The organism is Streptomyces sp. NPDC056580 (assembly GCF_042793175.1).
In the GTDB taxonomy this organism is placed as follows: Bacteria; Actinomycetota; Actinomycetes; order Streptomycetales; family Streptomycetaceae; genus Streptomyces.
The window spans coordinates 39956-52536 of the sequence record NZ_JBHTVE010000006.1 but is presented as its reverse complement, the minus strand read 5'-3'; the positions used below and the strand labels follow the sequence as shown (position 1 = coordinate 52536).

The 12581-nt window shown below is 73.2% G+C and carries 11 protein-coding genes; 7 read left to right on the top strand and 4 right to left on the bottom strand.

Translation table 11 applies throughout. The annotated features are described in order from the left end of the window. Positions 1–244 precede the first annotated feature (244 nt). Positions 245–2476, bottom strand: a complete 2232-nt coding sequence (katG, locus tag ACFQ9Z_RS14020; RefSeq protein ID WP_383015965.1) for a catalase/peroxidase HPI — start codon at positions 2474–2476, stop codon at positions 245–247. Between the two features lie 57 nt (positions 2477–2533). Beyond that, on the bottom strand, positions 2534–2971 hold the full coding sequence (locus ACFQ9Z_RS14015; RefSeq protein ID WP_383015962.1) for a Fur family transcriptional regulator: 438 nt from the start codon (positions 2969–2971) through the stop codon (positions 2534–2536). A 452-nt stretch (positions 2972–3423) separates the two neighbouring features. On the opposite strand from ACFQ9Z_RS14015, the gene ACFQ9Z_RS14010 reads away from it, so the two are divergent. From ACFQ9Z_RS14010 to ACFQ9Z_RS13980, 7 genes are all read left to right on the top strand, one after another. After that, on the top strand, positions 3424–4611 hold the full coding sequence (locus tag ACFQ9Z_RS14010) for an acyltransferase family protein (protein ID WP_383015960.1): 1188 nt from the start codon (positions 3424–3426) through the stop codon (positions 4609–4611). A gap of 158 nt (positions 4612–4769) precedes the next feature. After that, a complete protein-coding gene (locus ACFQ9Z_RS14005) occupies positions 4770–5249 on the top strand; it encodes an SRPBCC family protein (RefSeq protein WP_383015957.1) in 480 nt (159 codons plus the stop codon). 214 nt (positions 5250–5463) lie between these two features. Next, entirely contained in the window at positions 5464–6360 is an 897-nt protein-coding gene (locus tag ACFQ9Z_RS14000; protein WP_383015954.1) for an STAS domain-containing protein, read from the top strand. Continuing rightward, positions 6357–6734, top strand: a complete 378-nt coding sequence (locus tag ACFQ9Z_RS13995; protein WP_383015951.1) for an STAS domain-containing protein — start codon at positions 6357–6359, stop codon at positions 6732–6734. The genes ACFQ9Z_RS14000 and ACFQ9Z_RS13995 overlap by 4 nt, the downstream gene beginning before the upstream one ends. After that, the gene (locus ACFQ9Z_RS13990) at positions 6734–7180 is read left to right on the top strand and encodes an ATP-binding protein (protein ID WP_383015948.1); all 447 of its coding nucleotides are present in this window, start codon (positions 6734–6736) and stop codon (positions 7178–7180) included. The genes ACFQ9Z_RS13995 and ACFQ9Z_RS13990 overlap by 1 nt, the downstream gene beginning before the upstream one ends. After that, positions 7180–8238, top strand: coding sequence for a SpoIIE family protein phosphatase (locus tag ACFQ9Z_RS13985; protein ID WP_383017138.1), 1059 nt, complete (start codon positions 7180–7182; stop codon positions 8236–8238). Before ACFQ9Z_RS13990 ends, ACFQ9Z_RS13985 begins: the two co-directional genes overlap by 1 nt. Further along, positions 8222–9901, top strand: coding sequence for a PP2C family protein-serine/threonine phosphatase (locus tag ACFQ9Z_RS13980; protein ID WP_383015945.1), 1680 nt, complete (start codon positions 8222–8224; stop codon positions 9899–9901). The genes ACFQ9Z_RS13985 and ACFQ9Z_RS13980 overlap by 17 nt, the downstream gene beginning before the upstream one ends. A 51-nt stretch (positions 9902–9952) precedes the next feature. On the opposite strand, the gene ACFQ9Z_RS13975 is transcribed toward ACFQ9Z_RS13980, so the two are convergent. Next, positions 9953–10189, bottom strand: a complete 237-nt coding sequence (locus ACFQ9Z_RS13975; RefSeq protein WP_383015942.1) for a chaplin — start codon at positions 10187–10189, stop codon at positions 9953–9955. 103 nt (positions 10190–10292) lie between these two features. Beyond that, entirely contained in the window at positions 10293–12500 is a 2208-nt protein-coding gene (locus ACFQ9Z_RS13970) for a catalase (RefSeq protein WP_383015939.1), read from the bottom strand. Positions 12501–12581 lie beyond the last annotated feature (81 nt).

Here is a 12581-nt window from a genome sequence, read left to right as displayed (position 1 = left end):
GCCTGCCGGCGGCCGCGTGCCACGCGCGGGTCCGCTCGGCGTTCGGAGGATCCGGATCGGGATCCGAATCGCCACCTCACCATCGTGCACCCCGGCCGCCCCGAACGCAGTACCGGGGACGGTCCTCGGCTCCGAGGCGCGGGCGGCCCCGCTCCACGCGGTCGGCGGTTCCGCCCGGCACACGGCGAGGGGCGTCCGGCCCCGGCCCGTGCGGGCCGGGGCCGGACGCCCCTCGGTGGGCCGGTCAGGCCAGGTCGAACCGGTCCAGGTTCATGACCTTGTCCCAGGCGGCGACGAAGTCCTTCACGAACTTCTCCTTCGCGTCGTCAGCGGCGTAGACCTCGGCGAGCGCGCGCAGCTCGGAGTTCGAGCCGAACACCAGGTCGGCGCGGCTGCCGGCCCACTTCACCTCGCCCGTGGCGGCGTCCCGGCCCTCGAACGTGGTCTGGTCCTCGGTGGTCGCCGACCACGTCGTGCCCAGGTCGAGCAGGTTGACGAAGAAGTCGTTCGTCAGCGAGCCGGGCGTCCTGGTGAAGATGCCGAGCTGCGAGCCCTCGGAGCCCACGCCCAGCACCCGCAGACCGCCGACCAGCACGGTCATCTCGGGGGCGCTCAGCGTCAGCAGGTTGGCCCGGTCCAGCAGCAGGAACTCGGCCGGCAGGCGGTTGCCCTTGCCGAGGTAGTTGCGGAAGCCGTCGGCGGTCGGCTCCAGCGCCTCGAAGGACTCGGCGTCGGTGTGCTCCTCGCCGGCGTCGACCCGGCCCGGCGTGAAGGGCACCTCGACCTGGAAGCCGCCTTCCTTCGCGGCCTTCTCCACGGCCGCGGCGCCGCCGAGGACGATGAGGTCGGCGAGGGAGACGTGCTTGCCGCCGGCGGAGGCGTTGAACTCCTGCTGGACGCTCTCCAGGGTGCGCAGCACCAGCGCGAGCTGGTCGGGCTGGTTGACCTCCCAGCCGCGCTGCGGCTCGAGGCGGATGCGGGCGCCGTTGGCGCCGCCGCGCTTGTCGCTGCCGCGGAAGGTGGAGGCGGACGCCCAGGCGGTGGTGACGAGCTGGGAGACGGTCAGGCCCGAGTCGAGCAGCTTGGCCTTGAGGGCCGCGATGTCGGCGTCGTCGATCGCCTCGCCCTCGCGCTCCGGCAGCGGGTCCTGCCAGAGCAGGGTCTCCTGCGGAACCTCCGGGCCGAGGTAGAGCGACTTCGGGCCCATGTCGCGGTGGGTCAGCTTGTACCAGGCGCGGGCGAAGGCGTCCGCGAACTCCTGCGGGTTCTCGTGGAAGCGGCGGGAGATCGGCTCGTAGATCGGGTCGAAGCGCAGCGCCAGGTCGGTGGTGAGCATCGACGGGGCGATCTTCTTCGAGGAGTCGTGGGCGTGCGGGACGGTGCCCTCGCCCGCGCCGTCCTTCGGCTTCCACTGCTTGGCGCCGGCCGGGGACTCGGTCAGCTCCCACTCGTAGCCGAAGAGGTTGTCGAAGAAGCCGTTGCTCCAGCGGGTGGGCGTGGAGGTCCAGGTGACCTCGAGGCCTGAGGTGATGGTGTCGGCGCCCTTGCCGGTGCCGTAGCTGCTGCGCCAGCCCAGGCCCTGCTCCTCGAAGCCGGCGGCCTCCGGGTCGGGGCCGACGTGGTCGGCGGGGCCGGCGCCGTGGGTCTTGCCGAAGGTGTGGCCGCCGGCGATCAGGGCGACGGTCTCCTCGTCGTTCATCGCCATGCGGCGGAACGTCTCACGGATGTCGCGGGCCGCGGCGATCGGGTCCGGGTTGCCGTTGGGGCCCTCCGGGTTGACGTAGATCAGGCCCATCTGGACGGCGCCGAGCGGGTTCTCCAGCTCGCGGTCGCCGGTGTAGCGCTTGTCGTCGAGCCAGGTGGTCTCCGGACCCCAGTAGACGTCCTCCTCCGGCTCCCACACGTCCTCGCGGCCGCCGGCGAAGCCGAAGGTCTCGAAGCCCATGGACTCCAGGGCGACGTTGCCGGACAGGACCAGCAGGTCGGCCCAGGACAGGCTCTGGCCGTACTTCTTCTTCACCGGCCACAGCAGGCGGCGGGCCTTGTCCAGGTTGGCGTTGTCCGGCCAGCTGTTCAGCGGGGCGAAGCGCTGCTGACCGGCGCCGGCGCCGCCGCGGCCGTCGCTGATGCGGTAGGTGCCCGCGCTGTGCCAGGCCATCCGGATGATGAAGGGGCCGTAGTGGCCGAAGTCCGCCGGCCACCAGTCCTGGGAGGTGGTGAGCACCTCCAGGATGTCCTGCTTCACGGCCGGAAGGTCCAGGGACTTGAACGCCTCGGCGTAGTCGAAGTCCGCGCCCAGCGGGTTGGCGACCGCCGGGTTCTTGGCAAGGATCTTCAGGTTGAGCCGCTCCGGCCACCACTGACGGTTGCCACCACCCTGGGTCGGGTGCAGGGCTCGCCCGTGCGCGACGGGGCAGCCGCCGCTCGGCTCCTCCGAATTCGCGTCAGTGACGATCGCGTCGTGGTTCTCAGTCATGGCAATCCTTCCGAATGGAACGGAACTCTGTGCTCAGCAACTCTGGAACTCGGGAACTCAGGCGATGCGGCCGGTGGAACAGCCCGGGCAGGTGCCCCAGTAGACGACCTCGGCCTCGTCGATCGAGAAGCCGCGGTCGTCGGACGCGGTCAGACAGGGCGCCTCGCCCACCGCGCAGTCGACGTCGGCGAGCGCACCGCACGACCGGCACACGATGTGGTGGTGGTTGTCGCCGACGCGTCCTTCGAACCGGGCCGGGCTCCCGGCCGGTTCGATCCGCCGTATGAGGCCCGCCGCGGTCAGCGCGTGCAGTGCCTCGTAGACGGCTTGCAGCGAAATGTGGCCCACGCGGTCACGGACCCCGGAAGCGATCGCCTCGACGCCGAGGTGGTCACCCGCACGGACTGTCTCCAGCAGCGCGACGCGGGCCGCCGTCACGCGCAGGCCGGACCCGCGCAGTTCCTCGGCGGTGCTCGGAGTACCGGATGCGGTCATGGGCCGAACCTACCCCTGTAAACACGAAGGGTTCAATAAAACGAAGGATGCAATTCTGGCCTCCCGCCGGCACCCGGTGTCCGCCCGTGCGTGGCCTGGCCCGGCATCGCCTGAGGCGCCGTGTGAACGCATCATGTGGCCGCACGGTCCACCCGGACGGGGCACCGGGCCGACGGGTCCTCCGGACGGGTGAGCGCGGGGCCGGCGGGACGGATCACCGCGTCGCGGCGCAGGCGTCCGGAGCGCCCCCGCCGCCCCGCTCACGAGGACCGGGACGCCCGGGAGCGGGGCTTTTCACTCGTAAGGACGCGCGGGTGCGGCCGGCCGTGGCATACGGCGGACCCGGTCGTTCGGCAGCAGTGTGATGTTCGCAACGCGAGGTGAGTGGAAAGGGGCGACCGGGCAATGTTCCCCTTTATGCCCCACGCAACCCTCCTGCGGCAGGTGATGTGATGACGACGGCGACGCCCCGGACGACCCGGACGCCGCCCGCACGAACCGGCGACGACAGGGCGGGCTCCGCCCCGCCGGCCGCCGCCCCCGCCCTGCCGTCCCTGACCGGGCTGCGCTGGGTCGCGGCGCTGCTGGTCTTCGGACTGCACGTGAACAACTTCGGCTACTTCGGGGGCGAGCCCGGCCGTCTCGTCCTGTGGGGATTCGGGGCGGGCGCCACGGGCGTGTCCTTCTTCTTCGTGCTGTCCGGTTTCGTACTGACGTGGTCCGCCCGCCCCCAGGACCGCGCGCCGGCCTTCTGGCGGCGGCGGATCGCCCGTGTCTACCCCGTGCACCTGGTCACCCTGGGCCTCGCCCTGCTCATGGCCTACGCACTGCCCCGCCAGCCGAGACCGACCTCCGGGCAGGCGCTGTCCAACGTCCTGCTGGTGCACTCGTGGTGGCGTCCCTGGTGGCAGACGCTGAACCCGGTGAGCTGGTCGCTGGCCTGCGAGGCGTTCTTCTACGCCGCCTTCCCGCTGCTGTTCCTGCTGCTGCGCCGGCTGGGCCCCCGCGGCGCGACCGCGCTGGGGGTGCTGTCGGTGGCGGCCGTGCTGGTCCTGGCCCGGGCGGACGCCCACCACTGGACGGAGCAGGCCCTGTACTCGATGCCCGCGGCCCGGCTCCCGGAGTTCGTGCTCGGCGCCGTCACGGCCCGGCTGGTGCTGCTCGGCCGGTGGCGCGGGCCCGGGCTGGAGGCCTCGCTGGCCCTGGCCGTCATCGGCTACTTCCTGGTGCCGCAGGTGACGCCCGGCTACTCCGCCACCGTCTGCACCATCGCCGGGTTCGCGCTGCTCATCCCGGCCGCGGCCGTCGCGGACCTGCGCGGACTGCCGTCGTTGTGGCGGCGCCGGCGGCTGGTGCGACTCGGGGAACTGTCGTTCGCCTTCTACATGATCCACCTGCTGGTCCTGCGCGCGGGCACCCAACTGCTGGGCACCAAGCCGCACTTCGGTCTGCTCGCCGGCCTGGCGGTGACGGCGGTCGCCTTCAGCGTGTCGCTGGCGCTGGCCTGGGTGCTGTACGAAGCGGTGGAGCGGCCCGCGAGGCGCCTGCTGCTGCGCCGCCGGGGTGCGGGCCGCCCGTCGCGGGAGCGGCCCGAGCCGGTCCCCGGCGTTCGGGAGACCGCGGCGCCGGCGCGGGACTGACGGCTGGCCGCGTGCTTCCCTCGCTCGCCTGCGCGCCGCCGCTCGCGGCGGCCCGTGCAGCCCGGCCGGTCGTCCGTGTGCCGGTTCGCAGGCATGACCCGGCGGCAAAGAGGAACCCGGTCTCTCGTACAGCCGACGAGAACGAGAGGTGTTCCTGTATGTCGCAGGTCGAGGAATCCGTGCGGGTCGGCGTCCCGGTGCGCACCGCGTACAACCAGTGGACCCAGTTCGAGACGTTCCCGGAGTTCATGGAGGGGGTGGAGCGCATCGAGCAGCGCAGCGACACCCTCACCCACTGGGTGACCAACGTCGGTGGGGTACGCCGGGAGTTCGACGCGGCGATCACCGAGCAGCAGCCCGACGAGCGGGTCGCCTGGACCACTGTGGACGGCGAGGCGAAGCAGGCCGGCGTCGTCACGTTCCACCGCATCGACGACTCCACCACCAAGGTCATGCTGCAGCTCGAGTTCGAGCCGGAGGGCGTGACCGAGAAGGTGGGTGACAAGCTCGGCGTCGTCAAGCGGCGGGTCTCCGGGGACCTGCACCGGTTCAAGGAGTTCATCGAGCGGCGCGGCGGCCTGGAGACGGGCGCGTGGCGCGGCGAGGTGGGCGGCCCGGGCGGCGGCGGGACGTACTGATCCGTCGCACGCGCGAGTGACGTGCCTAACAGTGAGGAGAGGTCTCCCTGATCCTGGGTAGACGGCCCTCCGACACCGGCCCGGCGGCTTCGGCCGCCGGGCCGTCCGGGGTTTGTGCCGGTCGGCGGCGCGGATCCCGGCCGTCCGCCGTACGCAGGCCATCGGCCCGGGACCGGCCGGACGGGGTGGAAGCGGGCTGTGCGGAAGGGAGAGGATGTACGTGCCGGAGCAGGATGCGGCCGAGTCGGCGTCTCGTGTGGTGAGCGCCTTTCTGGAGCGGCGCCGGGAGCAGATCGCACAGCGCTGGGCGGACGCCCCCTTGTTCCGCTCGGTGTTCACCGTCTCCCGCGACGAGGCGGTCGAGGCGTGCAAGGCCGTGCTGGACGCGCTGTCGGACGTGGCGATGAGCGGCCGCCCCGAGGACGTCGACGCCCCCGGCTTCGGTACGGTGCGCGAGCAGCTGGGCCGGATGGCCGCCACCCGCGCCCGCACCGGGTCCAGCCCGGCGCAGATCTCCGGCGAGGTGGCCTCCTTGCGCGGTCCGGCGGTCGAGCTGCTGCGCGGGGAGTTCCCGGACCCGGCCGGCCCGGAGGCCCAGGCAGCGGTGCTCGCCCTGACCCTGATCATGGGTACCCTTCGTCTTGTGGTGATGGAGACGGCGCTGCACGCGGGTGAGGACCTGATCCACCGGCAGCGCCAGCAGCTCCTCGAAGTGGCCACGCCGGTGATCCAGCTCTGGGAGGGCACCGTCGCCGTGCCGCTGATCGGCACCCTGGACAGCGCGCGCAGCCAGGTGGTCATGGAGTCGCTGCTGGAGGCGATCGTCGAGGAACGGGCCAGGTACGCGATCCTGGACATCACCGGTGTGCCCACGGTCGACTCGCTGGTCGCGCAGCACCTGATGAAGACGGTGGCCGCCGCACGGCTGATGGGGGCGGAGTGCATCGTCTCCGGCATCCGGCCGGCCATCGCGCAGACGATCGTGCAGCTCGGCATCGACCTCGGGTCGGTGGTCACCCGCGCCTCGCTGGCCGACGCGCTCGCCTACGCGCTCGGCCGGCAGGGCATCGAGGTCTCCGCCCGCGCCGACGCCGCGGCGGCCGCGCGGTGAGCCGGCCCTTTCCCGCTCGGACCCAGGTGCCCGTGCTGGCGCTCGGCGACATACTTCTCGTCTCGTTGCAGGGCGAGCTGCACGACGGCCTGGCGGAGCAGCTTCAGCACGACATCTCCAGCCGCGTCGCCACCAGCAGGGTGACGGGCGTGGTGCTCGACATCTCCGGCGTCGACATCGTGGACTCCTTCCTCGGCCGGGTGCTCGCGGAGATCGCCTCGACGGCCCGGCTGCTCGCGGCCCGTACGGTGCTGGCGGGCATGCGGCCGGCGGTGGCGATCACCCTGGTCGAACTGGGGCTCACGCTGCCCGGTCTGATCACGGCTCTCGACGTCGACCGCGCCATGGAACTGCTGTCGCCGGAGGAGGAGTGATGCCGGCGTCGCCCGGCCACGCCTGCGCGACCCGCCTGCCCATCGGCTCGGACGGGGACCTGGCCTACGTCCGGCAGCAGGTGCGGCAGTACGCGGCGCAGCTCGGCTTCGGCCTGGTGCAGCAGACCAAGCTGGTCACCGCGGCCAGTGAGCTGGCCCGCAACACGCTGGTGCACGGCGGCGGCGGCGGGGCGGAGATCACCCCGCTGGACCGCGGCGGCGTCCGCGGGCTGCGGATGCGCTTCACCGACGAGGGCCCGGGCATCCGGGACCTGGAGCTGGCGATGACGGACGGCTACACCTCCGGCGGCGGACTCGGTCTTGGGCTGAGCGGCGCAAGACGGCTCGTCCAGGAGTTCGAGGTGGACACCGAGCCCGGCCGGGGCACCACGGTCACGGCCGTCGCGTGGGTCAGCCCGGTGCCGCCGTCCAGGACGGGGGCCTGATGACCCGGGTGTGGGAGATCCCGGTGCACGACTCGACACGGGTGCGGGACGTTCGGGTCGCGGCCGAGGCCGCGAGCTCCGCCGCGGGCCTCGGTCAGGAGCGCACCGCGGCGGCCGCGCTGGTCGCCACCGAGCTGGCCACCAACCTGATCAAGCACGCCGGCGGCGGCCGCATGGTGCTGAACCTGGTGACCGGGCCGGCCGACGGCGCGCCGTCGGTGCAACTGTGCTCGCTCGACCAGGGGCCGGGCATCGCCGACGTCGGCACGGCCCTGCGGGACGGCTTCAGTACCGCCGAGGGCTCCCTCGGCGCGGGCCTGGGCAGTTGCCGCCGGCTCGCGAACGCCTTCCACCTGCACACCGCCCGGGGCCGCGGCACGGTGGCGTCGGCGCGTGTCGACCGGGAGGCCGACCGCACCGGCGCGCCCGCGCACGAGGCGCCGGTGGGCGGGATCACCGTCGCGCTCGACCAGGCGGAGCACTCCGGGGACGGCTGGGGCTGGGCACGCTCCGGTTCCCTGCTGACGCTGCTGCTGGCCGACGGTCTCGGTCACGGCGCCAACGCGGCGCACGCCTCCACCGCCGCGGTCGACGAGCTGCGCGGGAGCGCGCAGCTGCCGCCGGTGGAGATGCTGAAGCGGCTGCACGCCGCGCTGCGGCGCACCCGGGGCGCGGCCGTCGCGGTGGCACAGGTGGACACCGAGCGCCGGGAGCTGCGTTTCGCCGGGGTGGGCAACGCCGGCGCCCGGCTGCGCACGGGGGGTGTCTGGACCTCCCTGGTCTCCCATCCGGGCATCGTCGGGGCGTACTTCCCGGCGCAGGTGCCGCTGCGGAGGGCGCCCTGGGACCCGGACAGCCTGCTCGTCCTGCACAGCGACGGGCTGCCGAGCCGCTGGTCGCCGCCCGACGACCCCGGTCTGCTCGCCCGTGACCCGTCGGTGCTGGCCGCGACGATCCTGCGCGACGCGAGCAGCCCCGCCCGCCCCGTACGCGACGACACCAGTGTGGCCGTACTGGCCCCCGACCGCCGGACCAGCTCCCATGACAGCCGCCCGTGACCTCTGGACCGTCGCCTCGACCGCCGACGCCGCCCGCGCCCGGGCCGTGCTCGCGCGGCTCACGGCCGACGCCGGCCTGCCCGCGCTCGACCGCGCCCGGTTCCTGACCGCGTTCACCGCGCGGCTGCGCCGCTGTGTGGGCGAGGGCGGCGCCGAGGTCGCCGTCCGCGCCGACGCCGACGGGCAGTTGCACGTCACGCTACGGCAGCCGGGCCGGCCCGGGGCCTGGCGGCACGCCCTGACCTGCCCCCGCCCCATCACGTCACCGCTGCCCTCGCCCGCCGGACTGGACGGCGCCGGGCTCGCGGAGGCACTGCTGGACGCCGACGCCGACGCGGACGCCGTGCTGGAGAGCCTCGCGGAGACGGAGGAGCTGGTCGGTTTCCACCGCGAGGAGCTGCACCAGACCAACCAGGGGGTGCTGGCGCTGCACGCCGAGCTGGAGGCGGCCGCGCTGGCGCAGCACGAACTGCTGGACGCCGAGCGGGCGGCACGTGCCGCGGCCGAGAACGCCCGGCGGCTGCTGACCTTCCTGGCGAACGCGAGCGCCGCCCTGAACGCCTCCCTCGAACACGACGACATCCTGCGCAGGCTGCCCGATCTGCTCGTGCCGGAGTACGCGGCCGAGGTCGACATCTGGCTCGCCGACGAGGAGCGGACCCCGTCGGGCGACCGGGCGGCCCTCACCGCGGCCCGCACCGGCCGTCCGCAGCACGCGGCGCGGCACCCGGGCGAGCTGCCCGGCGTCGAGGACCAGCCCCCCTCCCCCCTCTCCCCCGACCGGCCGCTGCTGTGCATCCCGCTCGGCGCGCGCACGGTCCAGGGCGTGCTGACGCTGACAGCGCCGGGTGAACGGTTCGACCCGGACGTCACCGTGATGCTGCTGGAGCTGGGCCGGCGGGCGGGCATCGCCCTGGACAACGCCCGCCAGTACGAGCAGCACCGGGACGTCGCCGAGGCGCTGCAGCGCGCCCAGCTCACCGACCTGCCCGAGGTGCCGGGGCTGTCGCTGGCGGCGCGCTACCTGCCCGCGACCCGCGGCCTGAACATCGGCGGGGACTGGTACGACGCCTTCCCGCAGCCCGACGGCAGTGTGCTCGCGGTGATAGGTGATGTCACGGGGCACGGACTGCGCGCGGCGGTGATCATGGGTCAACTGCGCACCGCGCTGCGGGCGTACGCCGTCGAGGGCAACGGCCCGGGCCGCATCCTCACGCTGCTGCACCGGATGCTCCGCCACCAGCAGCCGGAGCTCTACGCGACCTGTGCCGTCGCCCGCTTCACCCCGGGCGACCCGGCCGTGGTGTGGGCGGCGGCCGGGCACCCGCCGGCCATCACGCGCGATCCCGGCGGCAGGGTGCGCGTCCTCGACCTCAAGCCGGGGATCATGCTGGGCGTGCCGCTGGCGTACGAGTACGAGGAGCACACCGTGCGGCTGCCGCCCGGGTCGACGCTGGCCCTGTACACGGACGGCCTGGTGGAGCGGCGGGCGGCCGGGATCGACGCGGGCATCGAGCGGCTGGGCCGGGCCCTGGAGGCGCTGGGCGCGGCGGAGCTGGAGGACCTGGACGCGGCGGCCGAGTCGCTGCTGAAGCCGATGCTGCACGACTCCGAGCACGACGACGACGTCTGTCTGCTGCTCTGCCGCACCTCTCCGGCCTGAACAGCGGTGCGCCGGCCCCCTGTTGCCCGGGGGCCGGCGCACGCGGCCGTGTCAGTGCGCGGTGCAGGTGCTCGCGCCGCCCGGGTTCAGCAGGCCGATGACGTCGACGCTGTCGCCGCACAGGTTGAGGCCGAGGTCGACCGGGACCTGCGTGACGTTGCCGGAGAGCACGCCCGGGCTGTTGACGGCGGTGCCGGTCGTCGGGTCCGGGTCGGCCGCGTGGGCGGCCGTCGTACCGGCCAGGGCGAGAGAGCCCGCGAGTACCGCCGCCGTGGCAAAGCTGCGCATACGCATGTGTGTTGCCTCACTGGTTGACGTAGGGACTCTCTCATCACACCGGCTGCGCGCGGCGGTCGCCCGTCGGGTTACGCCGTTGGGGGACCGGCGCGGCTCAGGCGGCGGCGGGGAAGCGTTCCCAGACCCGGTGGGCGCCGAGCAGGCCGTTGAGCTGCTGCAGCACGGCGGTGGCGCCGTCACCGGTGACCACGCCGGGCGCGTCGAGCGGGATACCGGCCGCTTCGAGCGCGCTCTCGCCGCCCTTGGCCGCGCCGATGGCCTTGCCGTGCCGGTACGCCTCCGCCAGCAGCAGCCCCACCCGGGGATCGGGTGTGCCCTGCACGGGCGCGGGCAGGCCGGCCTTGGCGTCCCGGGCGCCGAAGGCGTCGACGCCGACCCCGGGGGTCCCGGCCACCAGGAGGGCGTCGAACTCCACCGAGCGCGCGGTGGCGTACGTCCGCTGGACCGTGAGGGCGTCCGCGCCCTCGTCGAGGGTGCCGCCGTTCGGCGCCACGATCAGCGGGACCATGCCGCTGTCGAGCACTTCCTGGCGCACCTCCCGGACCCCGTCGAGGTCGCCGTCGGGGCCGGTGACGATGCCGATGATCCGGCCGTCGCTGGGCCAGGTGAGGCCGACCTGGGAGAGGGCGGGGCTCGGTTCGACGTCCGCGAGCGGCACGGTGGGCTCGGGTGCGGGCAGCCCGAGGCCCGCGGCGACAGCCGTGCACAGCTCCGGGTCGATGTTGGCGAGGACCTGCAACGCCCGCTCCCTGATGGCCTGTTCGTAGCACTTGCCGAGCTCGAAGGTGTAGGCGTGGATGATGTGCTCGCGCTCCACCGGGCTCATGCTGAGCCAGAACCGGCGGGGCTGGCTGAAGTGGTCGTCGAACGACTCGGGCGCCTCACGGACCTTGGTCCCCTCGGGCACGCGTACGGGCGTCTCGATGAACGCGCCCGTGTCGGCGCCGGCGGTGAACGGGCAGCCTCCGTCGAGGGAGTTGGGCCGGTAGGGGGCGACGCCCCGGTGAACGGCCGTCTGGTGCATGCCGTCGCGCAGCATGTCGTTGACGGGGGCCTGCGGCCGGTTGATGGGCAGCTGGGGGAAGTTCGGGCCGCCCAGACGGGTGATCTGGGTGTCCAGGTAGGAGAAGAGCCGGCCGGCGAGCAGCGGGTCGTCGGTGACGTCGATGCCGGGGACGAGGTGGCCGACGTGGAAGGCGACCTGCTCGGTCTCGGCGAAGTAGTTCGAGGGGTTGCGGTTGAGGGTGAGCAGTCCGATGGGCTGCACGGGGGCGAGTTCCTCGGGGACGATGTTGGTGGGGTCCAGCAGGTCGATGCCCTCGAAGGTCTGGTCGGGGGTGTCGGGGAAGGTCTGGATGCCGAACTCCCACTCCGGGTAGGCGCCCGCCTCGATGGCGTCGTAGAGGTCGCGGCGGTGGAAGTCCGGGTCCACGCCGTTGATGATCTGCGCCTCCTCCCACACCAGGGAGTGCACGCCCAGCTTGGGCTTCCAGTGGAACTTCACCAGGGTCGTCCCGCCGGCGGCGTCGACCAGGCGGAAGGTGTGGACGCCGAAGCCCTCCATCGTGCGGTACGAGCGCGGGATGCCGCGGTCGGACATGTTCCACAGCGTGTGGTGGGTGGCCTCGGTGTGCAGGGTGACGAAGTCCCAGAAGGTGTCGTGGGCGCTCTGCGCCTGCGGGATCTCCCGGTCGGGGTGCGGCTTGCCGGCGTGGATGACGTCGGGGAACTTGATGGCGTCCTGGATGAAGAACACCGGGATGTTGTTGCCGACCAGGTCGAAGACGCCCTCGCTGGTGTAGAACTTGGTCGCGAAGCCCCGGGTGTCGCGGACCGTGTCGGAGGAGCCGCGGGAGCCCAGGACGGTGGAGAAGCGCACGAAGACCGGTGTCTCGACGTCCTCGGCCAGGAACGCCGCCTTCGTCACGGTGGCCGCCGTGCCGTAGCTGCGGAACACCCCGTGGACTCCGGCCCCCCGGGCGTGGACCACGCGCTCCGGGATGCGCTCGTGGTCGAAATGCATCACCTTCTCCCGCAGGTGGTGGTCCTGCAGGAGCACCGGGCCGCGGGGACCGGCCTTCAGCGAGTGGTCGGTGTCGTACAGCCGGGTGCCCTGGGCGTTGGTGAGGTAGCTGCCGCTCTGCGCCATCCGGGCCTGGTCGGCGCCGGTGGGCTGACCGGTCGGCGAGACGGTGTCCGGGCCGCTCTGGTCGGGCTTGGGGGGCAGCGGCTCGCGGGGGTGGGCCGGTTCGGCGACCGACGGCGACTCGGGGGCCGGCTTACCGGGGATGCTCTCGCTCATCGCTACCATTCCTTCGCTGGTCATGTGGAGGCCACGCCCGGCACGGGAGTCCGGCATGTTCTGCGCACGGCGGCCCGCGCC

Excerpts from the sequence above, each read along its gene's own strand:
- katG (WP_383015965.1), bottom strand. The coding sequence starts at position 2,476 with ATGACTGAGAACCACGACGCGATCGTCACTGACGCGAATTCGGAGGAG.
- ACFQ9Z_RS14015 (WP_383015962.1), bottom strand. The coding sequence starts at position 2,971 with ATGACCGCATCCGGTACTCCGAGCACCGCCGAGGAACTGCGCGGGTCC.
- ACFQ9Z_RS14010 (WP_383015960.1), top strand. The coding sequence starts at position 3,424 with ATGACGACGGCGACGCCCCGGACGACCCGGACGCCGCCCGCACGAACC.
- ACFQ9Z_RS14005 (WP_383015957.1), top strand. The coding sequence starts at position 4,770 with ATGTCGCAGGTCGAGGAATCCGTGCGGGTCGGCGTCCCGGTGCGCACC.
- ACFQ9Z_RS14000 (WP_383015954.1), top strand. The coding sequence starts at position 5,464 with ATGTACGTGCCGGAGCAGGATGCGGCCGAGTCGGCGTCTCGTGTGGTG.
- ACFQ9Z_RS13990 (WP_383015948.1), top strand. The coding sequence starts at position 6,734 with ATGCCGGCGTCGCCCGGCCACGCCTGCGCGACCCGCCTGCCCATCGGC.
- ACFQ9Z_RS13985 (WP_383017138.1), top strand. The coding sequence starts at position 7,180 with ATGACCCGGGTGTGGGAGATCCCGGTGCACGACTCGACACGGGTGCGG.
- ACFQ9Z_RS13980 (WP_383015945.1), top strand. The coding sequence starts at position 8,222 with ATGACAGCCGCCCGTGACCTCTGGACCGTCGCCTCGACCGCCGACGCC.
- ACFQ9Z_RS13975 (WP_383015942.1), bottom strand. The coding sequence starts at position 10,189 with ATGCGCAGCTTTGCCACGGCGGCGGTACTCGCGGGCTCTCTCGCCCTG.
- ACFQ9Z_RS13970 (WP_383015939.1), bottom strand. The coding sequence starts at position 12,500 with ATGAGCGAGAGCATCCCCGGTAAGCCGGCCCCCGAGTCGCCGTCGGTC.